The organism is Curtobacterium sp. VKM Ac-2922 (genome assembly GCF_022815645.1).
GTDB lineage: Bacteria > Actinomycetota > Actinomycetes > Actinomycetales > Microbacteriaceae > Curtobacterium.
The window spans coordinates 12147-36817 of record NZ_JALGRO010000010.1; the positions used below are offsets into that span (position 1 = coordinate 12147).

Below are 24671 nucleotides of genomic sequence, written 5' to 3' on the forward strand. Positions count from 1 at the left end.
GGCGCTACGGACCTCTGATCTGGGTTTTTCGGAGTTATCCACAAACAACGGGGCTGTACTCGAAAGCTACTACAAAGGCCCGTAGGCTCCCGGTGATGACTGCTCTGGACGTTGACAAGGCACTTGCTGCGCCGATCGAAGAAGTCGGACCACGGCTGTGTACGCTCCGCGAAGACCAGTGGTTCGACCGCAAGTCGATCCGGATCGCTGCCAAGGACCTCGCCGAGCACCTGGTCGCGTTCGCGAACGCCGAGGGAGGCGTCATCGTTCTCGGGCTCCGGAGCGGCCAGGTCGAAGGCCTCAAGCGTTCAGCTCACCGCCTCAACGACTTCCAACAAGCGGCGATCGACCACACGGAGCCACCGGTGCGAGCCCGCACCGAGCAAGTTCCCTGCATCAACGAGGCTGGCGAGGTCGATGCCCTCGTCGTGATGCGGATCGATCCTTGTGATGTCGTGCACGAATTGAAGAACGGCGACTGTTACCTGCGCGTCGGCGACGAGTCGAGGAAGCTGAAACACGATCAACGTCAGGAACTCACCTACGACCGAGGCCAGAACAAGTGGGACGGGCAACCACTCGCTGACCTGCAGGTGGACGATCTGCACCGGGCGCTCCTCGATCAGTTCAGAACTGCGACGAATGCGAGCGGGACGCACACTCGCCTACTCGCGGCTCGGAGCTTGACGACTCGGCGGGGCCTGCTCACGAACGCCGCTTATCTCCTGTTCGGCGAACATCCTCAGGACGAGTTCCCGCAGGCGTACATCCGAGTGATCAAGTACCTCGATCGCGAGCGCGGCACCGGATCGCGCCTTTCGATCGAGGAAGGTCACGACGTGCGTGTCGAGGGTCCCATCCCCTACGCCGTGCAGAACGCCGCGCGAGTCATCGAGGATTGGGTACCCCAGCGGCGCTCGCTCCGAGGATCTGGCCTGTTCGAGCCTGCGCCCATCGTTCCACGAGATGCCTGGCTCGAGGGGATGGTCAATGCAGTCATACACCGTTCGTACAGCCTTGCTGGTGACCACATCCGCGTCGAGATCTATCCGGACCGAGTCGAGATCACGAGTCCGGGTCGCTTCCCCGGCCTGGCGGATCCGAGGCGACCCCTCGACATCGATCGCTTCGCTCGAAACCCTCGGATAGCGCGGGTCTGTGCCGATCTCCGAATAGGACAGGAACTCGGCGAAGGGATCAAACGCATCTTCGACGAGATGCGACGAGTTGGCCTCACCGACCCCGTCTACGAGCAAGGGCAGAGCTCAGTGAAGCTCACCCTCCTCGCGCTCCCGCGAATCGAGCCGCACGTCGCCGCGCGACTGCCGACCCGTGCGCAAGACGTCCTAGATGCCCTGCGCGCCGCAGAGCGCGACCTCGGGACCGGCGAGATCGCAGAGCGCATCGGGCTCAGCAAGCCTGCGACGAAAGCCCGTCTGGACGCGCTCGCGACAGAAGGCCTCGTACTCTGGGTCGGAAAGGCTGCGAAAGACCCCCGCGCTGTGTGGCGGCTCGTCAGCTGATCGACGACGCTGTCAGGGCACCCGGCGGGCGGCCACCGTGCCGACGACGCCGAGCACGAGCACCGCGACCAGGACGGTCAGCAGCGTGGCCGTCCACCCGCCGGTGGCGTCGTGCAGGGCTCCGGCGACCAGCGGCCCGGCCGACCCGAGCAGGTACCCGCCGCCCTGCACGAACGCGGACATCCGGCGGGCGTCGACGTCGTTCGAGACCAGCCGCACGATGATGATGAAGATCACGGTGATGCCGCCGCCCTGGGCCGCTCCGCCCAGGACCGACCACAGCAGCCAGAGCTGCGGCGCGAACAGCAGGCCGAGCGGCATCGCGAGCCAGAAGAACGCGACGAGGGACAGGATCGCGCGGGGGCGCCAGCGGGATGCCAGCACCGGGACACCGAGCGCACCGACGACCGCCAAGATCTGGAACACCGACGAGCTGGCCCCGGACGACGCCTTCGAGAAGCCGATCTCGTCGTGCAGCAGCGTGGGGATCCAGGCGGTCAGCGCGTAGTACGAGAACGCCTGGCCGCCGAAGGCGAACGTCAGCCCGATGGTGACCCACCGCGCCGGACGAGCAGCCTGCGCCGTGCCCGCGGCGGTGACGGTGGTGTGGGTCTGGGTCCGGATCGAGCCGGTGTCGAGCACCTGGTCGATCGGCCCGGTGACGGGCAGCGGTTCGGCGGAGGAACCCCGACGCGGACCGAGCCAGGCGGCGCGGGTGCCGACGGCGTACGACCACGCCAGGGCAGCGATGACGGCCAGCACGCCCCACAGCGCGATCGCGACGGGCCAGCCCCACAGCGCGGCGATCGGCGCGGTCCCGAGCGAGGTGGTCATCGACCCGACGTTGAGCGCCGACGTGTACACGCCGGTGACGATCCCCACACGCTCGGGCGAGGTGTCGCGGCGGATGACGACCGGGATCACCACGTTGCCGATCGTGATGCCGATGCCGATCACCGCGGTGCCGACCAGCAGCGCGCCGGCGCTCGGCAGTGACCGGACGACGGTGCCGATCAGCACGACCAGCAGCGACAGCGACACCGCGCGCTCGGGGGTGGCCTTCGCGATCACCCAACTGGCGAGCGGGGTCGCCAGCGCGAAGCAGAGCACGGGGATCGTCGTCAGCAGCCCGGCGACGGTCGTGGTCAGGCCGAGGTCGAGCCTGATGTCACCGATGACCGGGGCGGGCGCGACGATCGGCCCGCGGAAGTTGAGCGCGACCAGGACGATCGCGACGGGCAGGACCCACCCGGCACGGCGGAGGGCGGTGGCGCCGGTCACGCCTGACCGGCGAGGTCGGCGTCGGTCGAACCGGTCGCAGTCGACCCGGCCCCGCTCGACTCAGCGGCGTCCGGGACCGACCCGGGCAGCAGGATCGGCAGCAGGTCGAGCGGGGTGGCGGCCTGGGCGATGGTGCCCTCGGCCTCGGCGGGGGAGCCGTAGCCCCACGCCGCGAACACCGTCGGGACACCGTGCATGGCCGCGCCCTCGACGTCGTGCCGCCGGTCGCCGACGAGCACCGGACGCGAGACGTCGAACCCGCGGGCCTCGAGCCGTCGCAGCGCTTCTTCGACCACGTCGGCCTTCGACGACCGCACCTCGTCGTCGCTGGCACCCGTGATGATGTCGATGTCCCCGGTCAGGCCGTAGTGGTCGAGGATGTACGTCGCCGGGGTCTCGGGCTTGCTCGTCGCGGTCGAGATCGGCAGGCCCGCCTGGTGCAGGGTGCGCAGCACGACGTCGATCCCCGGGAACATCGCCGAGTCGAGCGCGCCGTGCGACAGGTAGTGCTCGCGGTACACCGACAGGGTGCGGTCGGCGAGCGAGTCGTCCATGCCCATCGCGATGTGGAACGTGTCGAGGATCGGCGGACCGACGAACGACAGCAGCGTCTCGTGGTCCGGCACGGGGACGCCGACCTGACCGAACGTGTACGTCAGGCTGTCGAGGATGCCCGGCGCCGAGTCGCTGATGGTTCCGTCGAGGTCGAAGAGGATGGCGCTGAACGGGCTTGTCATGACCTCCCCAGCCTATCCGGGGCCGTGGACCGGCCGACCAGGGGCCGGACGGGCGGGGCGGAGGCACGCCGAGCCTCCAGTCCGCCTGGACGGAACGACGGTCAGAACAGGCGGGTGTGCCCGCCCTCGATGCCGCGCATGGCGTCGTAGTCGAGCACCAGCACGCGGATGCCGCGGTCCTCGGCGAGCGTGCGGGCCTGTGGTGCGACGGTCTGCGCGGCCAGCACGCCCTGCACCGGGCGCAGCATCGGGTCGCGGTTCATCAGCTCGAGGTACCGGGTGAGCTGCTCGACCGCGTCGATGTTGGCGTTGCGCTTCATCTCGACGGCCACGCTGGCCCCGGCGTCGTCGCGCGCCAGGATGTCGACCGGCCCGATCGCGGTCATGTACTCGCGACGCACCAGGGTGTGGCCGTCGCCGAGCAGCTCGATCTGTTCGGACAGCAGCTGCTGCAGGTGCGCTTCGACCCCGTCCTTCACCAGACCCGGGTCGACGCCCAGGTCGTGGGTCTGGTCGGCGATCACCTCGTGGATCGCGACGACGAGCTTGTCCTGGGTCTTCTTCTGCGTGACCGTCCACACCTGCTCGATGCCGGCCTCGGCCTGGTCGTCGGTCGGCTCGCCGATCTCGATCGAGCAGGGCGGGCTCATCCAGTTGAGCGGCTTGTAGCTGCCGCCGTCCGAGTGGACCAGCAGCGAGCCGTCGGCCTTCAGCATGAGCAGCCGGGTGGCCAGGGGCAGGTGGGCCGACAGGCGACCGGCGTAGTCGACGGAGCAGCGGGCGATGACGAGACGCACCCGGGAAGCCTAACGGCCCTGGAGGCCCGGCTCGGCTTCCGTCGTCCGCGTCGCGTCCGGCGTCGACTCGCGTGCGGCCCCGGATGCCAGTCCGGCCGCGACGATGAACACGAACACGATGAGCAGACCGTTGAGCAGCCCGAACTGCTCGCCGACGAACCCGATGATCGGCGGGCCGGCCAGGAACGCGACGTAGCCGATGGTGGCCACGGCGCTGACCTTCGCGGCCGCGGTGCGGGGGTCGTCGGCCGCAGCGGACATGCCCATCGGGAAGCCCAGGCTGGCCCCGAGCCCCCAGAGCACCACGCCGACGATCGCCAGCGGGATGCTCGGCACGAAGATCAGCATGCCCAGCCCCACCACGGCGACGGCCGCGCTGGTGCGCAGGACGGGGACGCGTCCGAACCGGTCGATGAGCGGGCTGCCGGCGACGCGGCCGACGGTCATCGCGGCCAGGAACACGGTCAGCACCGCCGAGCCACTGGCGTTGTCGAGCCCGTGCCCGTCGATCATGGCCAGGGGCAGCCAGTCGTTGGCGGACCCCTCGGCCAGCGCCATGCCGAGGACGATCACGCCGATCAGCAGCGTCGACGGCTGCTTCCACACGGCCCAGCGCGAGATGGGCAGCGGGACCGGGCTGGTCTCGGTCGGCTCGGGCTCGGTGATCCGCTCGTCGCCGAACCACCGCACGGCCGTACCGAGCGCGACGCAGGTGACGACGCCGATCAGGATGAAGTGCAGCGCGACGGGGACCTCGAGCCCCTCGGCCAGGGCTCCGAGGCCGGCGCCGGCGAGCGTGCCGAGGCTGAACGCGGCGTGGAACAGCGGCATGATCGTGCGGCCGCCCAGGCGCTCGGCGGTGGCCCCGGTGACGTTCATCGACACGTCGCACAGGCCGTTGCCGAAGCCGAAGGCGATCAGGCAGACCCAGATCGCGGCGAAGCCCCACCCGGAGCTGACGGCGACACCGGCCATCACCAGACCGAGTGCCAGGCAGACGGCGGCGATCTGCACGCCTCGCTTCGCGCCGAGTCGACCGACGATGTGCCCGGCGAAGGTCAGGCCGGCGATCGAGCCGACGCTCATGCCGACCACGAGCAGGCCCATCTCGAACGTGCTGGCGTGGAGTTCGTCGCGCACGCTGGGGATCCGGCCGAGCCACGTCGCGATCGCCAGGCCGGACAGGGTGAACACGACGAACACCGCGTTGCGCCAGGCGGTGGTGCTCGGGGTGGTCCGGGTGGCTGACGCCGTCGTCATGGTGCTGATCCTGTCGAATCGATTCGAGTGGGGTTGTCGGATACGCTAACCGGCGATGGACGACACGGCAACACCTCCCGGCGCGTCGGGCGCTCCCGACGCTGGCGCGCCCGGCGCTGCTGGTTCCGGCGCGCCTGCCGCTGCCGGCGCTGTCGGCGCACGGCGCTCTCGGCCGACGCTCGTCGCCGTCGCCCGCGCCGCCGGGGTCGCACCGTCCACGGCATCACTCGCCTTCAGTGGCACCGGCCCGGTGTCCGAGGACACCCGAGCGCGCGTCCTCGCCGCCGCTGCCGAACTCGGGTACGACGGACCGGACCCCCGCGCCCGGTCCCTGCGCCGCGGCCGCTCCGGCGTCATCGGCGTCGTGATGGACGAACGGCTGAGCGACGCCTTCCGCGACCCGGTGAACGTGCTGACGCTCGACGGCATCGCCGAGGTCGCGGGCGAGGCCGGGGTGTCCCTGCTGCTCGTCCGCAGTCCGCTCGACGACGAGCGCGGCGCCGGTCCGCTGGTCGACGCCCCGATGGACGCGGTGGTGCTGGTGGGCTGCAACGTCCGTGTCGACCCCGCGGTCGCGGTCCTGCGACGCCGTGGCATCCCCGTCGTCGCGATCGAGGCCGACGACATCGCGGGTGCGGTCCCCATCCAGCTCGACAACCGCGAGGCCTCGCGCCGCGCGGCCGCGTTCCTGCGTGACCTCGGGCACCAGGCGGTGACGGTCGTCACGCTGCCGCTCGACGCCTCGCGGCACCGCGGCCCGATGTCCGACGAGCGGTTCGCCGCCGGTGCCGCCCACACGACGATGGAGCGGCTGCGCGGCGTGCGGGGCGTGTTCCCGGACGCCGTCGCGATCGAGGCCGGCGGCAGCTCGGTCGAAGAGGGGCGCATCGCCGGTGACGCCCTGTTCGGCCCCGGTGGCAGCCGACCGACCGCCGTCGTGGCGCAGAGCGACCTGCTCGCCGTCGGGGTGATCTCGGCAGCGCTCGAGGCCGGGTTGCGCGTTCCCGAGGACGTCAGCGTCGTGGGTTTCGACGGCATCCACGTGGACGACAGCCTGTTGCACCGGTCGCCGATCCGGCACCTGACCACGCTCGTGCAGCCCTTCGTGCAGAAGGGGCAGGCGGCCGCCCGCGCTGCCCTGGCCATGCTCGAGGGTGCGGCGCCGAGCCCGGCGTCCTTCCGCTCCGAGCTCCGCATCGGCGACACGACGGGGCCGCCCCGCGCGTCCTGACCCCGGCCGGCGGACCTCGCACCGTGCTGGTTGCCCGGGCTCCGGTGCAGGGTTGCCCGCTCGGTGCCGGATTGTTCCCTCGCACCGAGTCGCCAACCTCGCACCGGGAGCGAACCTCGCACCGTGCGTGCGCCGCCGAACTCCGCACCGCGCGCCGAACCTCGCACCGTGCTCACGCCGCCGTGCGCGCCGCTTCAGCGCGCCAGCGCCACCGCGATCCACCCCGGCCGGTGCGCCCGCACGCCGAGCGTCACCGCGCGAACCCCGATGTACCCGAACGAGAACACCGCCCACAGCGCCGCGAGCCCGTCCCCGAACGCCCACAGCAGCGGCAGGTACACGACCAGGTTCAGCCCGCCCGCGAGCGCCAGGTACCGCGCGTCCCCGGCGCCGATGAGCACCCCGTCCAGCACGAACACGTAGCCCGCGATCGGCATCCCCGCCGCGATCAGCGCGAGTACGAGCGGCAGCGCACCCCGCACCGCGCCCGAGTCCGAGAACACCGGCCCGAGCACACCGCTGGCGGCGAGCGTCAGCGCTCCGAGCAGGACACCGCCGCCGATCCCCAGCACCACCAGCCGCGTCGTCACGAGCCGCACCCGGTCGGCGTCCCGTGCGCCGAGCGCATGCCCGACGAGTGCCTGCCCGGCGATCGCCAGGGCGTCGAGCGCGAACGCCAACGTGCTGAACACGGTCAGCCCGACCTGGGTGGTGGCGAGCCCGGTCGTCCCGAGCCCGGCCGCGACACCGATCGTCGCGAGCATCGCCACACGCAGCGACGCCGTGCGCAGGAACAGCCAGGCGCCCGAGCGCAGTGCCCGTGCGACGCCCGAGGTCCCGGGCCGCAACGGCGCACCCACCGCCCGGGCCGCGCGCACCGCGATCACGACGTACACGGCGGCCATCGCCCACTGCACGATGACGGTGCCGGCGGCCGAGCCCTCCACGCCCCACCCCAGCCCGTAGATGAGCAGCGCGTTGAGCAGGCCGTTCGCCACGAAGCCGATCGTCGCGACGACCAAGGGCGTCCGGGTGTCCTGCAGCCCGCGCAGCAGACCGGTGGACGCGGTGACGACCAGGATGCCGGGCAGACCGATCAGCGACACGCTCAGGTACGCCGTCGCCGCGTCGGACACGGCAGCGTCGGCACCGAACAGCGACACGAGCGGCCCGGCGAGCGGCCAGCCCACCACCGCGAGCAGCACGCCGAGCCCGAGCGCGAGCCACATCCCGTCGATGCCCGCGTGCACCGCGGCGCGACGGTCACCGCCGCCGAGCGCCCGGGCGACGGCGGGCGTGGTCGAGTAGGCCAGGAACACCAGCAGCCCGGTCACGGTCTGCAGCACCGCACTCGCGAGGCCGACGGCCGCCAGCGGCGTCGCCCCGAGGTGCCCGACCAGGGCGGTGTCCGTCATCAGGAACAGCGGCTCGACGACGAGCGCACCGAGCGCCGGCAGTGCCAACCGCACGATGTCGCGGTCGACGGCGCGACGTGACGAGGGCATCAGGACATCATGCCGGACCGGACGGGAGGCCCTGGTCGCGCCGTCCACGCAGCGTGCGGTGCGCAGACGGACCGACCACGGCCTCCCGTCCGACCGTCAATCCGCGCGCGGTTCCGCGGGCACGCCGCCGGTGGCGGCGTGCGCCGTCTCCGACGCCGCAGGCTCGGCCGGGTCGGTCCCGCGGGCACGGCCGATCAGGTCCATCAGGTGGTAGACGACGATCGCGGCGACGGTGCCGACGATGATGCCGCTGAAGCTCGCCTGCCCGAACGAGAACGTGAAGTCCGCGATGCCGATGATGAGCGCGATGCCCGCCGTCAGCTGGTTCTTGGGCTTGGCGAAGTCGACGCGGTTCTCGACCCAGATGCGGATGCCGATGACGCCGATCAGGCCGTAGAGCGCGGTGGTGGCACCGCCGAGCACGCCCGCCGGCACGCTCGAGATGACCGCGCCGATCTTCGGGGACAGCCCGAGCAGCACCGCGGCGATCGCGGCGACCCAGTACGCGGCGGTCGAGAAGACCCGGGTGGCGGCCATCACGCCGATGTTCTCGCCGTACGTGGTGGTCGCCGAGCCACCGCCGACCCCGGCCAGCACGGTGGAGATGCCGTCGGCCATCAGGGCCCGCCCGGTCAGCGGGGTGAGGTCGCGGCCCGTGAGCTGCCCGACGCCCTTGACGTGGCCGACGTTCTCGGCGACCAGTGCGAGGACGACGGGCACGAACGCCAGGTAGATCGGCAGCTGTGCCGGGTCGAACGCCGGCGCGGTGAACGTCGGCAGGCCGATCCAGGGCTTGTCGGACACGGCGCTGAAGTCCACCTGGCCGCCGATGAGCGCGGCGACGTACCCGATGACGACGCCGATCACGATCGACAAGCGTCCGAGCAGCCCCTTGAACAGGACCGTGACCAGGATGATCGACAGCAGGGTGATCAGCGCGACGACGGGGGACTTCGTGAAGTTGTCGCGCGCGGCCGGGGCCAGGTTGAACCCGATCAGGGCGACGATCGCGCCGGACACGACCGGGGGCATGAGACGGTCGATCCACCCGGCGCCGGCCAGGTGCACGACCAGACCGACCACCGCCAGCAGCGCACCGACCACGATGATGCCGGACAGGGCGAGCGGGATGCCGCCGATCTTCGTCGCGGCACCGATCGGCGCGATGAACGCGAACGACGACCCGAGGTAGCTCGGCAGCCGGTTCCCTGTGATCAGCAGGAACAGGATCGTCCCGATGCCGCTGAACAGCAGCGTCGTCGACGGCGGGAAGCCTGTTAGCAGCGGGACCAGGAACGTCGCGCCGAACATCGCCACGACGTGCTGCACCCCCAGGCCGATCGTCCGTGGCCAGGTCAGGCGCTCGTCCGGCGCCACGATCGTCGTCGCGGAGACGGTCGTGCCGTCACCGTGCAGCTTCCACGGAAGTCCCATGGCAGCACCGTACCGGCAGCCCGATGCCCGGTGCCGTTCGGTGACTATCGTGGATCGCATGACCGACGTCCGAGCGACCACAGGGATCCAGACCGACGAACTCGACGAGACGGTGCAGCCGGGGACCGACCTGTACCGCCACGTCAACGGGAAGTGGATCGACGCCACACCGATCCCCGACGACAAGGCCCGGTACGGCTCGTTCACCGTGCTGGCCGAGGCGGCCGAGGTCGCCGTCCGCGACATCATCGAGCGCTCGCAGCAGGCCGACCCGGGCACCGAGGAGCGCAAGGTCGGCGACCTGTACTCGTCCTTCATGGACGAGGCCGCGCTCGAGGCGCTCGGCACCGCGCCGATCGAGCCCCTGCTCGCCGAGGTCGCCGCCGTCGCCAGTCCCGCCGACGTCATCAGCCTGGTCGGCCGGTTCGAGCGCCTGGGCCTGCCGAGCTTCCTGCAGCTGTTCGTCGACAACGACCCGGGCGACCCCGAGTCCTACGTCGTCTTCCTCGAGCAGTCCGGACTGGGTCTGCCCGACGAGTCGTACTACCGCGAGGACCGCTTCGCCGACATCCGCCAGAAGTACCGCGAGTTCGTCGCCGCGATGTTCCCCCTGGCCGGGTTCGACGACGGCGCCGAACGCACCGAGCACGTCATCGCACTCGAGACCGCCCTGGCCGGCAAGCACTGGGACAACGTCGCCACGCGCGACAGCCAGAAGACCTACAACAAGCTGCCGTGGTCCGAGGTCGCGGCACTCGCGCCCGGGATCGACCTGCAGGGCTGGTGGCAGGCGATCGACGCCCCCGCTGGCGCGTTCGAGACCGTCGTCGTCCGCGAGCCCTCGTTCCTGACCGGCCTGGCCGAGCTCCTGCAGTCCGAGGACCTGCAGGTCTGGAAGGACTGGCTGGCGTGGCAGGTCATCCGCGGTTCGGCGCCCTACCTGACGAAGGCGTTCTCGGCGACGAGCTTCTCGTTCTACGGCACGGCGCTCACGGGTGCTCCGAAGCAGCGAGACCGCTGGAAGCGCGGTGTCTCGCTGGTCGAGGGCGCCATGGGCGAGGCCGTCGGCCGGATCTACGTGCAGGAGCACTTCGACGAGACGTCGAAGGCGACGATGGACGACCTCGTCGCGCACCTGGTCGAGGCGTACCGGCAGAGCATCACGGACCTCGACTGGATGACCGACGAGACCCGCGCCCGTGCTCTCGAGAAGCTCGACAAGTTCACGCCGAAGATCGGCTACCCGGTGCAGTGGCGCGACTACTCGGCGCTGTCGGTCACCGCGGACGACCTGCTCGGGAACGTGCGCGCGGTCGCGGACTTCCAGGTCGACCGTGAGCTCGGCAAGATCGGCAAGCCCATCGACCGCGACGAGTGGTTCATGACCCCGCAGACCATCAACGCGTACTACAACCCGGGCTTCAACGAGATCGTGTTCCCGGCGGCCATCCTGCAGTTCCCGTTCTTCGAGGCCGACCGCGACGCCGCGGCCAACTACGGGGCGATCGGCGCCGTCATCGGGCACGAGATCGGCCACGGGTTCGACGACCAGGGCTCGCAGTACGACGGCGACGGACGCCTGCAGAACTGGTGGACCGAGGCCGACCGCACCGCGTTCGAGGAGCGCACGAAGGCCCTCATCGCCCAGTACGACGCGCTCGTGCCGACCGAGGTCCCCGACGGGTACGTCAACGGTGCGCTGACGATCGGCGAGAACATCGGCGACCTGGGCGGGCTGTCCATCGCGTGGAAGGCCTACCTGCTGTCGCTCGACGGGCAGGAGCCCGCGGTGATCGACGGGCTGTCCGGCGCCGAGCGGTTCTTCCTCAGCTGGGCGCAGGCCTGGCGGATGGCGATCCGTCCGGAAGAGGCAGAGCGGCTGCTGACGATCGACCCGCACTCGCCGAACGAGTTCCGCTGCAACCAGGTCGTGCAGAACATCGACGTGTTCTACGACACCTTCGGCGTGACGGAGCAGGACGCGATGTACCTCGACCCGGCCGAGCGCGTCGCCATCTGGTGATGGTCGAACCCGACGCGGCTCCGTCCTCGCGGCGGCGACGCCAGGACGGCCGCGCGGGAGCGGGCAGCCGTGCCGGCGCGGGCAGCCGTGCCCGAGGGCGGCATCGCGGCGGCGGTGAGGAACGGTTCTCGGCGACGGTCGAGGCCCTCGGCGCGCTCGCGTTCGACGGTGCGGGTGTCAGCGCGTCCGTCATCGACACGTCGAGCGGCAAGGCCCTGCTGGCCGTCGACGACCGGTTGGTGCAGTCCGTCGGCGGCCTCGGGCGGATCCTGCTGCTGATCGAGGTCGCCGCGCGGCTCGAGGACGGTCGGCTGCACGGCGACCGGTTGCAGCGCATGGCCCGCGACACCGCCGGCGGGCCCGGGCTGTGGCAGTTCCTGCAGGAGCCGACGATGCAGGTGTCCGACCTGGCGACGCTGGTCGGGGCGACCGCGGACGCGTGGGCGACGAACGCGCTGCTGTCGACGGTCGGCATCGACGCCGTGCGCGAACGTGCCGAGTCGCTCGGGGTCGAGCGGTCCGCGTTCATCGACCGGGTCCGTGACCGCCGGGGCCCCGACGACGCCCCGGACGTCGCCGTGGCCGCTGCCGGCGAGCTCAGCTGGGTGATGCGGGGTCTGGCGCTCGGCGAGGTCGTCGACGAAGGCGTGTCGAACCGGGTCCTCGGGTGGCTGTCCCTGGCGACCGACCTCACCCTGGTCGCCGGGGCGTTCGGTCTGGACCCCCTGGCGCACCGGGCGCTCGACCACGGACTGCAGGCGGTCGCCGTGACGGGCACCGGGCCGGGTGTCCGGTCCGAGGCCGGGGTGCTGCGCGGGCCCGGGTCGAGCGTCAGCTACGCGGTGACCGTGACGTTCGAGGACGACACGCTCGACCGGCGTCTCGCCGTCGTCGAGGCGCTCCGGACCATGGGCACCGAGGTGCTCGACGCGGTCCACGTGACCGTGACGCGCTGACCGGACGCGACCACACGCACGAACGCCCCGGCCGGATGTCGGTCGGGGCGTTCGTGGCGGAGGCGATCTGGGCCTCCAGGCCGTCAGCTGTGCTTCTTGGCGGCCTTCTCGATCTTCTCGCGGAGCTTCTTGCGCGCCTTGCGGGCGTGCGGGTCGTTCCACATCTTGCGGGCGGTCTCGCCCTTGGACTGCTTGACGACGGTCCGGTTGGACCGCGAGCCGAACCAGAAGCCGATGAGCACGATGGCGGCGATGACGAGCAGACGGTTGCGCATGGTGAGTCCCTTCAGTGTCGGATCCCGGCCGGTCAGCCGGTGATCCGTCGTACGAGGTCGGTGATGATCGGCCACACGTCGCCGGCCCGGTCGGCCGAGCCGATCGCGACGGTGACGAGCGGGTAGGCCGTCACGGCGAGGGTGACCAGGATCGCGAACACGACCGGTACCCATGCCGCCACGCTCCGTCGCCGGGTCACGGCGAGGATCAGCAGGGCGAGGACGATGACCCCACCCAGGATCGTCACGAGCGTGACGCGGATGAACGGGAACGGCACGAGTCCCGCGGTGGTGGCGGTGACGCCGGCCAGGAACCCGGTCAGCGGCAGGAACGCGCCGACGAACAGCAGCAGGACGGCGAGGATGCCGACGACCGTCGCGATCCAGACGCCGCGGGCGCGCGGCGGACGTTCCCGGCCGGATCGCATCCCGCGGCGGCCGGACCACACGGTCATGCGCGTGCGTCCGTGTCGTGCGCCGTCGCTGCGGCGTCGTGTGCGTCGTGCGCTGCGGCCTTGGTCGCGTCCGCGGCGTGGGCAGCGGCGTCGGCCAGGTCGTCCGCGGCGCGCTCGGTGGCGTCGACGGCGTCCTCGGCTTGGGGGCTGACGGCGTCTCGAGCGTCGTCGGCCTTGTCGGCCACGGCCTCCGCGGCGTCGTCGGCCTTCGCCGTCGCGGTGTCGACCGCGTCACCGGTCTTGTCGGCGACGACCTCGGCGGCGTCCTCGGCCGCGTGGCGTGCGTGCTGGGCCGCCTGCTTCGCAGAGTCGGCTGCGTCCTCGGCGGCGTCAGCGGCCTCGCCGGCAGCATCGGACGCCCGGTCGAGCGCGTCCGATCCGGCTTCGCGGGCACGGTCGACCGCGTCCGATCCGGCCTCGCGGGCACGGTCCACCGCGTCGGAGCCGGCCTCGCGGGCACGGTCCACCGTCTCGGACGCAGAATCGCGCACCTCGGCCGCTGCCGTGCGGGCACGGTCGGCGGTCTCGGACGCGGTGTCGCGCACCTGGTCGAGCGCCTCGGCGGCGGCCTCGCGGGTCCGGTCGGCGGCGTCACGCATGCGGTCGGCGACGTCGGCCCCGACCTCCTGCGCCTTCGCAGCCGCGTCGGAGGCCGCGGCCTTGACGTTGTCGGCCGCGTCGGACGCGACGTCCTTGACCCGGTCGGTCGCCTCGGTGGCCTTCTCGCGCACGGTGTCGAGGGCCTCGGAGACCTTCGACGGCTCGTCGTCGAACGGGCCGTGCACGTCGGTGACCCGCACGTCGACGGTCGCCGGCTGGCCGACCACCTGCGCGACGGCGTGTGCGACCTGTGCGCGGACCTCGTCGGCGACCTTCGTGACGGGCTCGGGGTAGGTGACGACGAGCGACACCTGCACGTCGAGCGTGCCGTCGGCGTCGTCCACCTTGACGCCCAGGGCGCTGGCGGTCCGGCCGAGTCGGGAGCGGACCTGGTCGGCCGCGCGTTCGAGCACGCCACCCAGGTGGTGCACGCCGTCGACGCCGATCGCGGTGACTGCTGCGGTGCGTGCTGCGACGGTGAGGGCGCTGGCGTCCTCGGGCAGTGGTTCGGTCAGCGACGCGGGCAGCGCCACATCGGTGACGTGTGTGCGGGCGTGGGTCTCGTTCTCCATGATGTCCTCCTCGGTCCGGACAGGAGACGACGGGGCACCCGCTGGCGGATGCCCCGTCGTCGTCACTGCAGCTGCCTAGTTCTTGAAGACGTCCTTGACGTCCTCGCCCGTCTTCTTGGCGCTCGCGGCGGCCTGGTCCTTCTTGCCCTCGGCGACCTTGGAGTCGTCGTTGGTCGCGTTGCCCAGGGCCTCCTTGGCCTTGCCGGCGATGTCCTGAGCAGCGTTCTTGATCTTGTCGTCGAGACCCATGGTGGGTTCCTTCCGTCGGTCGGGCTGGTTGCCCGGTGTGTCAGATGAGGGTGGGGTGGGCCGGGAGGCCCGGGGTGCGTCCGATGACCGGTGTCAGTGGACGCGGACCGACTTCGCCAGCGCGGAGCGGGTCCCGCCGGTCAGGTGCACGAGCACCGGAACGGGGCGGCCGAGGGTGCGGTCGAGCACGCTGAGGGCGTGGTCCACTGCGTCGAGCACGGCGACCGCGTCGCCGCCGCGGCGGACCGCGACGCGGATGCGGGCGGCACGCTGCTTCTTGACCTGGTAGACGTCGACCTTCGCGTTGACGACGTCGCCGACACCGCGCAGTTCGTGGTCCACGACGTCACGGACGAGTGCGACGTTGATGGTGACCGCGTCGTCGCCGGAGCGTTCCCGGACGGCGACGGAGGTACCGCCGCCACCGCGGGTGAAGACCCAGAGCAGCGACAGGACGATGACGACGGCGCAGACGACCGCGACGATCCACAGGGATGCCGACGGGACGTCGACGCTCTTGGGGAACGTGATGTACTGCTTGGTCGCGTCGCGGACCGCCGGCAGCACGCCGGCGCCCATGGCGAGCCCGACCAGGACGGCCACCAGACCCAGGACGAACAGGATGATGCGGTTCATGGTGCGGTTGCTCTTGGTCATGACAGCGTCCCCTGTTCTGCGACCCGGACCTTGACGCGGCGACCGAAGCGCTCGTCGAGGTGGGAGAGGCGTTCCTGCACGGCGGACTGCACCGCGGACTCGTTGACGGCCATGCCGGAGACCGGGACGACCCGGACCTCGGTGGTGGTGCCGCGCGAGCTGGCCGAGGTGTTGCCCTCGGGCACGCCGGCGGCGGAGCTCGCGGCGTTGGCGGCGGTGGCTGCGATGATGCGGGTGTCGATGACGACGGCACCGCGGTCGTGCGGCACCACCGATCGGTGCTGACGGCCGGGCTTGAGGGCCAGGACGATCAGGACGATGCCCAGGACCACGAGGACGACGGCGATCACCTCGGCGATCGTGACGAACGTGGCATCCGGACGGAGTGCCGCGTCCACGGCGGTCTGCGGGTCCGCCAGGAGCGGAGCCGAGCCGACTGCGCGCAGGACCGACTCGGTGCCGATCCAGGCGGCCACCAGGACGAGGACCACGAGCGCGATCGACACCGCGGTCGACCGGGAGCTGTGGATGCTCCGGCGACGGATGCGACGCTCGACGCTGTTGTTGCTCATGATGTCTCCTACCGGACTCGGGTGTCGCGCTCGCGCACGATCCCGGTCAGCTCGATGTGGGCACTGCCGACCTGACGGCCGGTGAGGGCGCCCACGCGGTCCTTGACCTCGGACGCGGCAGCGATCGATCGGCCGACGATGTCGTCGGACGCCGCGATCGGCCCCGTGATGTCGAGGGCGAGGAGGCCACGGTGGTCGCCGAGGGCGACGCGGACCTGCTTGGCCGGAGCGCCGAGGCGCTCGGCGGCGACGGCGCGGGCGCACGAGGTCAGGGCCCGCGCCGTGATCTCGACGCGGCCCGGGACGTCCGAACCACCGATCTCGGCGCGGCCCGGGACGACCGGGCCGCCGGTCACCGGGAGCTCCGGCGTCCGGTCAGCACGTCGGTCAGGGCGCCGCGGTCGATCTTGCCGGACACGAGGGCTGCGACGAGCGCACCGATCGCACCGAAGACGATGACCAGGACGAAGCCCCAGAACCCGAACTGCAGTGCGACGACTGCCAGGATGGCGCCGATCAGGGCGCCGCTCAGTGTGTTGCTCATGCGACTCGCGACTCCTTCTTGTCGTCGTCGTTGTCGTCGTCACCCGGGATGTAGACGTCCTGGACGGTGACGTTGACCTCGGCGACCTCCATGCCGACGATCTGCTCGAGCGCACGGGCGACCGACGAGCGGACGCCGTCGGCGACCTGCTGCAGCGGCACCGGGTACTCGGCGACGATCACGATGTCTGCGGCGACCTGCTTCTCGCCGACCTCGACCTTGACGCCCTGGCCCAGGTCACGCTGGCCGATGGCGTCGCGGATGGCGCCGATGGCGCGGGCTGCGCCGCCGCCGAGTCCGTGCACGCCGTTGACCTCACGGGCGGCGATGCCGGCGACCTTCGAGACGACGGTGTCGTCGATGACGGTCTTGCCGGTGGTCGTGCCGGTGGTGTTCTGCGCACGCGTCGCCGGGGTGGCGGTCGTGGCGGTGGTGTTCGTGGTGTCGGCCATGGGGTCTCCTTCCGATGTGCCCGCCGGGTGTTCCCAGCGGTTGCTGTTCACGGATGAGACGGGCTGACTCAGAGAGAAGTCACGCCGCCGTCACGCTTCCCAGGGACCTGCCAGACTCGGGCCGTTCCGCCGCTGGTTTGTCCCCCGGATGCCGGAGGGGTCAGTGGTCGACGCGTTTTTCGTCCGCCGCGTTGCGCTCTGCACGTTCCGCGCGGACATGGCGCACCCGGGCCATCGGGCTGGTTCCGCACTCGGCCTGGAACAGCTGCTGCAGCCGGCGCGGACGTACCCCGGCGGCATCGGCGATGCGCTCCACGGTGAGTGCCTCGTCGGCGTGGTCCTCGATGAACGACAGGGCTCGGCGGACCCGGGCGGACACGGTGCCGTTCTCCGGCCGGGGGCCTCGTGCCGCGCGGATGGTCGCGCTGGGGCTCTCGGCGAACCGCTCGCGGTAGGCGGTGGCGAAGCGTCCCGGGTTCGAGAACCCCCACGCGCTCGCGACGTCCGCCACGCCGCCTTCCCCCACACCGTGCAGCAGGGACCGGCGCGCCTCGTCCAGCCGGTGGTCGCGCAGGAAGCGGCTCGGGGTGACCCCGAGGGTGCGGACGAAGACGTCCTGCAGACTGCGTTCGGACAGCCCCGCGGCGTCGGCGATCGCGCGGACGGCCGGCCGCTCGCGCGCGTGCTCCTCGATGAACCGGATCGCGTCGCGCAGGCGGTTGGCCACGGGGACGTCGTCGCCGCGGTCGCGCAGGGGGAAGGTGTCGAGGACGACGACCGCGAGCCGGCGGTTCAACGCGGTCCGCATGGCGCCCTGCACGCGGTCGTCCATCAGCGCGGGGCTCAGCTCGCGGATCAGCCGACGCAGGGGCTCGCGGCGGGCGATCACCTCGTCCTGCTGCTCGAACAGCATCGGGCCCTCGGGCTGGTGGTACCCGAGCTCGCGCCCGACGCGTCGCAGGAACGCATCCGCCAGGTGCACGCCGTTGTAGATCGTCTCCTCGGACTCGAACCGGTACGCCTCGGACGCCGAGGCGATGTACGGCGATCCCGGCCGCACGACACGGACCCGGTCGGCGAAGTGCATCTCGAGGTGTCCCTGTGCGAGCCAGAAGACGACGTGGTCCTCGCGCGGACCGATCACGCCCGTCCGACGACCGCCCGTGGCGCGCATCGTCCGCAGCGACAGGTCGTCGTCGCCCACGACCAGGTACTCGTAGTGCGTGCCCGGCGCGACGTACGTGTCGGACGCGAAGTCCGACCCGCCGTACTCCGAGGTGAAGATCGTGTCGTAGCCCGAGCCGTCGTCGTCCGTGAACCGCTGCTTGCGGAATCCGTTGCTGGACGACGTGCTCACACCGACATCTTCACATCCCGGTCGTCAGGATGTCGCCTGTCCCTCGGGAACGAGTGCCTGGACGGACAGCAGCGTGGCGCCGGACCCGCGGCACGCGGTGTACGCGGTCTCCTTGACGAAGAGCGACTGCTTCGAGCCGGGCGGGTACACGCGGAAGCCGTCCGGCGACGTCTGGCCGCAGTCCGCCACGTCGTAGTTGCCGGCCTGCCCGATCTTCAGCGGGGCGACGGCCGCCTGACCGCTGGCCAGGGTGACGGTCGGGTGCGGAGACCCCTGCTCCTGGGTCGCCGCAGCGCCGATCTGGGTGCCGTTGCCCCCGCCGACGAACGAGACGCCCGGCCACCCCTGCAGCGTGCAGGTCGTGGACCCGGTGTTGGTGAGCACGAGGTGGACGTCCACGCTGCCGGCCGCGCCACCGCCGCCCGGCGCGATGGATCCGGTCAGGTCCCCGGTGGCGCAGCGACCGGACGCCGAGCCACCCGACGTTCCCGAACCGCCGGACGCCCCGTCCCCGCCGTTCGTCGCGCTGCCCTGCGACGGGGACGGCGCCGACGATCCCCCCGTCGGCGATCCCCCCGCCGACGGGGCCGCGGTCACCGTCGTCGTCGCGGTGGCGGTGGGCGTGCCGCCGGTGCTGCCGCCCGACGAGCAGCCGGCCAGGGCCCCGGCGGCCGCCAGGGCGAGGAGTCCGGTCACGAGTGGTCGTCTGCTGCGGTGCATGTCCCACACGAAACCACTTCCACCGCGGTACGTCCGAGGGCGCACTCAGGGTCCACGAGCACACTCGCGAGCGGACGGCGCAGTGGCCGTCCCAGACCTGGAGGATCCACCATGGCAGGCAAGCACGAGCAGATCCGCGGCGAATCGGACCGGTCGGACGGTGTCGAGACGCGAGCAGGGGCCTTCACGGACAGCGACATCCCCGGCGAGCCGACGGTGCACTCCGACGAACCGGTGGGCGAGTTCGTCGGCAGCGACATCCCCGGCGAGGACGTCCCCACGACCACCGGCACCGACGGCGAGTACGTCGAGTCGGACATCCCGGGCGAGAACGAGCCGCGTCTCTCCGACGAGGTCGGTCACTACGTCGACTCCGGGACCGGCACCGACGACACCGAGAACGGCTAGCCGCGCGACGGTCCGTCGAGCAGACCCGCATCCACGAGCAGGCGCAGCGTCGCCACGCCGGCGGGTGGGCACCGGTCCGCATCGTCGGCAGTCACCCATTCGACGGCGTCCACCTCGGCCGACGCGACCGGCGTTGCCGCGTCCAGCGTGCCCGGTGACCGGGCGAGGAACAGCGTCATCGCGACCACCGTGCCCGGCGCCTGTCCGTGCGCGGGTTCGGTGACCACGGCGAACTCGTCGACGTCGGCGGCGGTCACCACCAGCCCGGTCTCCTCGTGGGCTTCGCGGATCGCCGCCTGCACCGCGGTCTCCCCGGGTTCGACCTTGCCGCCGGGCAGGTACAGCACGTCGCGCCCACGGGCGCGGACCATGAGCACGTGGCCCTCACGCAGCAACAGCAGCGCGCTGACCCGCAGGACGGACGGGAGGCTCAGCTCGCGTCCGCCTCGGGCGTGTCACGCGGGCAGGTGGACCGGTCGGTCAACGGCACCACCGGCACCGCGACGTCGGCGACTTCCTGCGGCTCGGGACGGACCCCGAACAGCGCGTCGAGCGCACCCACGAACTCCTCGCCCCGCCCGGCACGACCGAGTTCTCGGGCGCGGACCGAGGGGCGGTGCAGCAGGACGCCGACCAGGTGCCGCAGCGCCCGTTCGGTCTGCTCGGCCGCCTCGGGCGTGACGTCGCCGCGCCGGATGGAGCGCTCGATCTCGTCGTCGAGGATGCCGAACACGTGCTTGCGGAAGGCCACGAGTGCCGGGGTGGTCGACTGTTCGAGCGCCTGGGCCCGGAAGCGCGACACCGCGTCGTCGACCATCGCGCGGGCCTCGGACTCGGCGTTCAGTTCGGCGACGGGGGCGTGGATGCTGATGGTCTCGAGGTCGAGCAACTCGACGCCACCCACGTGGGTGGCCTCGGGGTCGACGTTGCGCGGCAGGCCGAGGTCGATGACGATGCGGCGGATCCCGTCGTCGAGGTCGCCGGCGCTGATGACCGGCTGTTCGCTCGAGGTGCACGTGATCACGACGTCGCTCGAGGCGATGGCCTGGCGCAGGTCGTGTGCGGCGACCAGGTCGTGCTTGGTGGCGAACCACGCTGCGCGCCCGGACGGTGAGTACACCTGGATGCGCGTGGCACCGCGGTCGCGCAGCGCTGCGATGGTGGTGGCGGCGTAGCTGCCGGTTCCGACCAGCAGCACGTGCGCGCGGCCCCAGTCCGTGACCCGCGAGGACGCCAGCTCGAGGCCGAGACGCACGAGCGACCGGCCGGCGGCACCGATGCGGGTGCGGGTCTTGACGCCGCGGGACGTGTGCGCCGCTTCTTGGAAGAGTCGTTCGAGGTCCGACGTGGTCGTCCCGTTGGCGCGCGCGTCCTCAAGCGAGCGGCGGACCTGCCCGGAGATCTCGGTCTCGCCGATGACGACGGACTCCAGGCCACTCGAGACGGCGAACAGGTGCTGCACGACGTCCTTGCCGTCGAGCACGGTCACGGAGTCGAGCACGTCCGACGGGGCCAGGCCACTGGCGGTGGCCACCGCGTCGACCGTGGTCGCGACCGCGGAGTCGCCGTCATCGCCCGCGATGTCGAGGTAGGCCTCGAACCGGTTGCACGTGGCGAGCACCACGGCGCCGTCGAGGACGTCCGATCCGGTGACCAGATGCGAGGCCGCCGCGGGGGCGCCGATGCTCAGTCGCTCCAGGAGGTCGAAGCTGGCGTTGCGATGCGACGCCGTGAGACAGATGAGCACGTACTCGATGGTACCGCGCATGTCCGACAGTCGCTGCTGCGACAATCAGCGGGTGACCGATGCACCCACCACCGCCCTCCCGTCCACGCATCCGTTGGCCGACGGGCGCACCGCCGGATCCGCGCTGGTCCGGGCGCTCCGCGGTGATCGCCCGGAGACGCTGCCGGTCTGGTTCATGCGCCAGGCCGGGCGTTCGCTGCCCGAGTACCGCGACCTTCGAGTCGGCACAGCCATGCTCGACGCGTGCCTCGATCCGGCCATGTCCTCGGAGATCACCCTGCAGCCGGTCCGTCGGCACGGGGTCGACGCGGGCATCTTCTTCAGCGACATCGTCGTGCCGATCAAGCTGGCGGGCGTCGACGTCGAGATCGTCCCCGGTCGCGGTCCGGTGCTCGGTTCGCCCGTCCGCACCGCGGCCGACGTCGACGCGCTGCCCGAACTCGACCCGACCGCGCTCGCACCGATCCACGAGGGCGTCGCCCGCACCGTCGCCGAACTCGGGTCGACCCCGCTCATCGGGTTCGCGGGCGCACCGTTCACGCTGGCCGCCTACCTGGTCGAGGGTGGCCCGTCGAAGGACCACATCCGCGCCCGCACGCTCATGCACGCCGAGCCGGAGACCTGGTCGCGTCTGCTGTCCTGGGCGGCCGACGTGTCGGGGCAGTTCCTCCGCGCGCAGGTGGTCGCCGGGGCCTCGGCGGCCCAGCTCTTCGACTCGTGGGTCGGGTCGCTGTCCCGACGTGACTACCTCGACCACGTGGCGCCGCACTCCGTCCGGGCGCTGTCGCACGTCGCGGACCTCGGGGTGCCCCGCATCCACTTCGGGGTCGGCAGCGGCGAGGTCCTGGCCGACATGACCACACTCGGTGACCAGGCGCCCGGTCCCCGCGTCGAGGCCGTGGGCGTGGACTGGCGGCTGCCGCTCGACACCGCCGTCGAGCGGGTCGGCCACGACGTCACCGTGCAGGGCAACATCGACCCGGCGATGCTCGCCGCACCGTGGGGTGTGCTCGAGCAGCACGTGCGCGACGTCGTCCGCCGGGGTGGCGCAGCCCGCGCACACGTCGTGAACCTCGGGCACGGGGTCCCGCCGGAGACCGATCCCGACGTCCTGACCCGCGTCGTGCAGCTCGTCCACTCCCTGGGCAGCGGAGCGGCCGCATGACCGAGGCGGTCGTCGTCGGCGGTGGGGTCGCGGGCCTGCTCGCCGCCCGCGACCTCGCCAAGGCCGGTGTGCACGTCGTCCTGGTCGAGGGGTCCGGGGAGCTGGGCGGGATGGTCCGTCGGCACACGGTCGCCGGGATCGACCTCGACATGGCGGCCGACTCGTTCGCGACCCGCACCGACGCCGTCGCCGCGCTGGCGGTCGAACTCGGCCTGGGCAACGACCTGGTCGACCCGGACCCCCGCGGCGCCTGGCTGACGACGCGCGACGGCCGCACGGCGAAGATGCCCGCGACCGGTCTGCTCGGCATCCCCGGCACCCCGATGGCCGCCGACGTGATCGCCGTCGTGGGCCAGGGCGCCGCGCTCCGGGCGCAGATGGACTCGCTGCTGCCGTCGCCGGTGGGCGCGCGTGCGACCTCGCTCGGCGAGCTCGTCCGGAAGCGGATGGGCGCGAAGGTCCTGGACGACCTGGTGACCCCCGTCGTGGCCGGCGTGCACTCCACGCACCCGGACGACCTCGACCCGGACCGGGTCGCGCCCGGGCTCCGCGCGGCACTCCAGCGCGAGGGCTCGCTCGCGCGTGCGGTCATCGCCCTGCGTGCCCGCGCCACCGCTGGCTCCGCGGTGCAGGGCATCCGTGGGGGCATCGTCCGACTGGTCGACGAGCTGGTCGCCGACCTCGAGACCTGGCACGTCGACGTCCGCCTGCACACGCGCGCCACCCGCATCGAACGGGCCGCGGTCGAGGTCACCGGCGCGGACGGCACGACCGAGCGCCTGGTCGCCGACCACGTCCTGTCGACGGTGCCGGACCCCCGCCGTCCGGCGAGCCCGACGCGGACGGGCATCGAGCTCGTCACGCTCGTCGTGGACCAACCGGCTCTCGACGCCGCTCCCCGTGGCACCGGAGTCCTCGTGCACCCGGACGCCACCGGCGTGCGGGCCAAGGCGATCACCCACGCGAGCGCCAAGTGGCCGTGGTTGGCCGAGGCGGCCGACGGTCGGCACGTCCTGCGACTCAGCTACCGCACGACCGCAGCGGACGCGGCGGACGTCGGGACGAGCCTCCTGGTCGACCCGTCGGACGCCACCGGCACGCGTGCCGCAGCGGACGCGGCGACGCTGCTCGGGGTGCCGATCGGTGCCGACCAGGTGCTCGGCGCAGCGAGCGTCCGCTGGCACGGGCCGGACACCGAGCCGGCCGGGCTCGACGAGGGCGTCGTCGGCATCGGCGAAGCCTCGAACGGGCGCGGTTTGGCGGGGATCGTCGGCACCACGCGGTCGCGCATCCGGGACCTCCTGGGTTCCTGAGCGGACCCCGCACCGGCCGAGGGCTACTGTTGGTCTTCACGCCGAGACATTCCGCTCGACGTATGACCACCGCACACTGAACTCTCGGAGGAACCATGCGAGGCAGGCTCCTGTTCGTCGCCGGCGCAGCACTCGGGTACGTCCTGGGATCGCGAGCCGGACGGGCGCGGTACGAGCAGATCAAGACCGTCAGCGGCAAGATCTGGAACAGCAACGGCGTCCAGAAGGGCGTGCACAACGTCGACAAGTTCGTCGCCGACAAGACGCCGGACGTCGCCGAGTTCGTCGGCGAGCAGACGAAGAAGGTCGTCCGCAAGGTCGGCCAGAAGAAGGACGCCGCGACCTCATGACGGACACACGTGACCGGAAGCCGCGATCGCTGTTCGGTCTCGTCGGGGACGTGCCCCAGCTCGTCAAGAACCTCGTCACGGGTGAGATCGCGCTCCTGAAGGCCGAGCTCGTCGGCAAGGCGAAGGTCTTCGCCCTGGCGGCAGCGCTGCTCGTCGTGGCGCTCGTCATCGTCCTGTACGCGATCGGCGTCCTGCTGACCGCGGCCGTGATGGGCCTGGCGACCGTGATGCCGGCCTGGCTGGCGGCGCTCGTGGTCGCCTTCGTGATGCTCGTCGTCGCAGCGATCCTCGGCCTGGTCGGGTGGAAGCGTTTCAAGAAGGGCCTGCCGATCACGCCCGAGCGCACGATCGACAGCGTCAAGAACGACATCCGCGCGGTCCGGGGCATGGGCAAGAAGCCGACCCCCGAGACCCAGCACGCGTCTCGGACGCCGGACGTCGGCGGCCGGTTCTGACGCTCCCGCGTCAGCACCCACGCACCATCCACG

At 71.7% G+C, this 24671-nt stretch carries 28 protein-coding genes; 9 read left to right on the forward strand and 19 right to left on the reverse strand.

Features of this window, described 5'->3' with window-relative positions; genetic code table 11:
• The first annotated feature begins 95 nt into the window (after window positions 1–95).
• Window positions 96–1523 carry an ATP-binding protein gene (locus MT346_RS12470; RefSeq protein WP_243563400.1) on the forward strand — a complete coding sequence of 476 codons (1428 nt, stop codon included), beginning with the start codon at window positions 96–98 and terminating at the stop codon, window positions 1521–1523.
• 12 nt (window positions 1524–1535) lie between these two features.
• Here the strand turns inward: MT346_RS12470 and MT346_RS12475 are convergent, their stop codons facing one another.
• From MT346_RS12475 to MT346_RS12490, 4 genes are all read right to left on the reverse strand, one after another.
• Entirely contained in the window at window positions 1536–2804 is a 1269-nt protein-coding gene (locus MT346_RS12475; RefSeq protein ID WP_243563401.1) for a CynX/NimT family MFS transporter, read from the reverse strand.
• Complete coding sequence (locus MT346_RS12480; RefSeq protein WP_243563402.1) at window positions 2801–3541, reverse strand: HAD hydrolase-like protein; 741 nt, start codon at window positions 3539–3541, stop codon at window positions 2801–2803. The genes MT346_RS12475 and MT346_RS12480 overlap by 4 nt, the downstream gene beginning before the upstream one ends.
• A gap of 101 nt (window positions 3542–3642) precedes the next feature.
• Window positions 3643–4338 (reverse strand): endonuclease NucS, encoded by a 696-nt coding sequence (gene nucS, locus MT346_RS12485; protein WP_243563403.1) that lies wholly within the window; start codon window positions 4336–4338, stop codon window positions 3643–3645.
• A gap of 9 nt (window positions 4339–4347) precedes the next feature.
• Entirely contained in the window at window positions 4348–5598 is a 1251-nt protein-coding gene (locus MT346_RS12490) for an MFS transporter (protein ID WP_243563404.1), read from the reverse strand.
• A gap of 55 nt (window positions 5599–5653) precedes the next feature.
• On the opposite strand from MT346_RS12490, the gene MT346_RS12495 reads away from it, so the two are divergent.
• Window positions 5654–6829 (forward strand): LacI family DNA-binding transcriptional regulator, encoded by a 1176-nt coding sequence (locus tag MT346_RS12495; RefSeq protein WP_243563405.1) that lies wholly within the window; start codon window positions 5654–5656, stop codon window positions 6827–6829.
• Between the two features lie 194 nt (window positions 6830–7023).
• Here the strand turns inward: MT346_RS12495 and MT346_RS12500 are convergent, their stop codons facing one another.
• Entirely contained in the window at window positions 7024–8334 is a 1311-nt protein-coding gene (locus MT346_RS12500; RefSeq protein WP_243563406.1) for an MATE family efflux transporter, read from the reverse strand.
• Between the two features lie 96 nt (window positions 8335–8430).
• Entirely contained in the window at window positions 8431–9768 is a 1338-nt protein-coding gene (locus MT346_RS12505) for a uracil-xanthine permease family protein (protein ID WP_243563407.1), read from the reverse strand.
• Window positions 9769–9826: 58 nt separating this feature from the next.
• On the opposite strand from MT346_RS12505, the gene MT346_RS12510 reads away from it, so the two are divergent.
• Both MT346_RS12510 and MT346_RS12515 read left to right on the forward strand, forming a co-directional pair.
• Entirely contained in the window at window positions 9827–11791 is a 1965-nt protein-coding gene (locus MT346_RS12510; RefSeq protein WP_243563408.1) for a M13 family metallopeptidase, read from the forward strand.
• The gene (locus MT346_RS12515; RefSeq protein ID WP_243563409.1) at window positions 11791–12747 is read left to right on the forward strand and encodes a serine hydrolase; all 957 of its coding nucleotides are present in this window, start codon (window positions 11791–11793) and stop codon (window positions 12745–12747) included. The genes MT346_RS12510 and MT346_RS12515 overlap by 1 nt, the downstream gene beginning before the upstream one ends.
• A gap of 83 nt (window positions 12748–12830) precedes the next feature.
• Here the strand turns inward: MT346_RS12515 and MT346_RS12520 are convergent, their stop codons facing one another.
• The 11 genes from MT346_RS12520 to MT346_RS12570 form a co-directional block, all read right to left on the reverse strand.
• Window positions 12831–13022: a hypothetical protein gene (locus MT346_RS12520; RefSeq protein WP_243563410.1), complete on the reverse strand. Its 192-nt coding sequence runs from the start codon at window positions 13020–13022 to the stop codon at window positions 12831–12833.
• A 32-nt stretch (window positions 13023–13054) separates the two neighbouring features.
• Window positions 13055–13477 carry an MFS transporter permease gene (locus tag MT346_RS12525; protein ID WP_243563411.1) on the reverse strand — a complete coding sequence of 141 codons (423 nt, stop codon included), beginning with the start codon at window positions 13475–13477 and terminating at the stop codon, window positions 13055–13057.
• Entirely contained in the window at window positions 13474–14649 is a 1176-nt protein-coding gene (locus tag MT346_RS12530) for an Asp23/Gls24 family envelope stress response protein (RefSeq protein WP_243563412.1), read from the reverse strand. Before MT346_RS12530 ends, MT346_RS12525 begins: the two co-directional genes overlap by 4 nt.
• Before the next feature lie 75 nt (window positions 14650–14724).
• Window positions 14725–14898 carry a CsbD family protein gene (locus MT346_RS12535; protein ID WP_243563413.1) on the reverse strand — a complete coding sequence of 58 codons (174 nt, stop codon included), beginning with the start codon at window positions 14896–14898 and terminating at the stop codon, window positions 14725–14727.
• A 93-nt stretch (window positions 14899–14991) separates the two neighbouring features.
• Entirely contained in the window at window positions 14992–15555 is a 564-nt protein-coding gene (locus tag MT346_RS12540) for a hypothetical protein (protein WP_243563414.1), read from the reverse strand.
• A complete protein-coding gene (locus MT346_RS12545) occupies window positions 15552–16127 on the reverse strand; it encodes a DUF6286 domain-containing protein (protein WP_243563415.1) in 576 nt (191 codons plus the stop codon). Before MT346_RS12545 ends, MT346_RS12540 begins: the two co-directional genes overlap by 4 nt.
• 8 nt (window positions 16128–16135) lie before the next feature.
• On the reverse strand, window positions 16136–16483 hold the full coding sequence (locus MT346_RS12550; protein WP_243563416.1) for a hypothetical protein: 348 nt from the start codon (window positions 16481–16483) through the stop codon (window positions 16136–16138).
• Window positions 16480–16671 carry a DUF2273 domain-containing protein gene (locus MT346_RS12555; protein WP_243563417.1) on the reverse strand — a complete coding sequence of 64 codons (192 nt, stop codon included), beginning with the start codon at window positions 16669–16671 and terminating at the stop codon, window positions 16480–16482. The genes MT346_RS12550 and MT346_RS12555 overlap by 4 nt, the downstream gene beginning before the upstream one ends.
• The gene (locus MT346_RS12560) at window positions 16668–17123 is read right to left on the reverse strand and encodes an Asp23/Gls24 family envelope stress response protein (RefSeq protein ID WP_243563418.1); all 456 of its coding nucleotides are present in this window, start codon (window positions 17121–17123) and stop codon (window positions 16668–16670) included. Before MT346_RS12560 ends, MT346_RS12555 begins: the two co-directional genes overlap by 4 nt.
• A 160-nt stretch (window positions 17124–17283) precedes the next feature.
• On the reverse strand, window positions 17284–18480 hold the full coding sequence (locus tag MT346_RS18445) for an AraC family transcriptional regulator (protein WP_243563419.1): 1197 nt from the start codon (window positions 18478–18480) through the stop codon (window positions 17284–17286).
• Window positions 18481–18504: 24 nt separating this feature from the next.
• A complete protein-coding gene (locus MT346_RS12570; protein WP_243563420.1) occupies window positions 18505–19200 on the reverse strand; it encodes a DUF4232 domain-containing protein in 696 nt (231 codons plus the stop codon).
• Window positions 19201–19311: 111 nt separating this feature from the next.
• Between MT346_RS12570 and MT346_RS12575 the strand changes: the two genes are divergently transcribed.
• Window positions 19312–19608, forward strand: a complete 297-nt coding sequence (locus MT346_RS12575; protein WP_243563421.1) for a hypothetical protein — start codon at window positions 19312–19314, stop codon at window positions 19606–19608.
• Here MT346_RS12575 and MT346_RS12580 read toward each other — a convergent pair.
• Entirely contained in the window at window positions 19605–20042 is a 438-nt protein-coding gene (locus tag MT346_RS12580; RefSeq protein WP_279397038.1) for an NUDIX domain-containing protein, read from the reverse strand. The two genes, MT346_RS12575 and MT346_RS12580, sit on opposite strands and share 4 nt — an antisense overlap.
• A complete protein-coding gene (locus tag MT346_RS12585) occupies window positions 20039–21376 on the reverse strand; it encodes a glutamyl-tRNA reductase (RefSeq protein ID WP_243563423.1) in 1338 nt (445 codons plus the stop codon). Before MT346_RS12585 ends, MT346_RS12580 begins: the two co-directional genes overlap by 4 nt.
• Here MT346_RS12585 and hemE point away from each other — a divergent pair.
• The 4 genes from hemE (at window position 21375) to MT346_RS12605 (ending at window position 24638) form a co-directional block, all read left to right on the forward strand.
• Window positions 21375–22520 carry a uroporphyrinogen decarboxylase gene (gene hemE, locus MT346_RS12590; RefSeq protein WP_279397033.1) on the forward strand — a complete coding sequence of 382 codons (1146 nt, stop codon included), beginning with the start codon at window positions 21375–21377 and terminating at the stop codon, window positions 22518–22520. The two genes, MT346_RS12585 and hemE, sit on opposite strands and share 2 nt — an antisense overlap.
• On the forward strand, window positions 22517–23833 hold the full coding sequence (locus MT346_RS12595; protein WP_243563425.1) for an NAD(P)/FAD-dependent oxidoreductase: 1317 nt from the start codon (window positions 22517–22519) through the stop codon (window positions 23831–23833). Before hemE ends, MT346_RS12595 begins: the two co-directional genes overlap by 4 nt.
• Before the next feature lie 95 nt (window positions 23834–23928).
• Window positions 23929–24183: a hypothetical protein gene (locus MT346_RS12600; RefSeq protein WP_243563426.1), complete on the forward strand. Its 255-nt coding sequence runs from the start codon at window positions 23929–23931 to the stop codon at window positions 24181–24183.
• On the forward strand, window positions 24180–24638 hold the full coding sequence (locus MT346_RS12605) for a phage holin family protein (protein ID WP_243563427.1): 459 nt from the start codon (window positions 24180–24182) through the stop codon (window positions 24636–24638). The genes MT346_RS12600 and MT346_RS12605 overlap by 4 nt, the downstream gene beginning before the upstream one ends.
• Window positions 24639–24671: the final 33 nt, after the last annotated feature.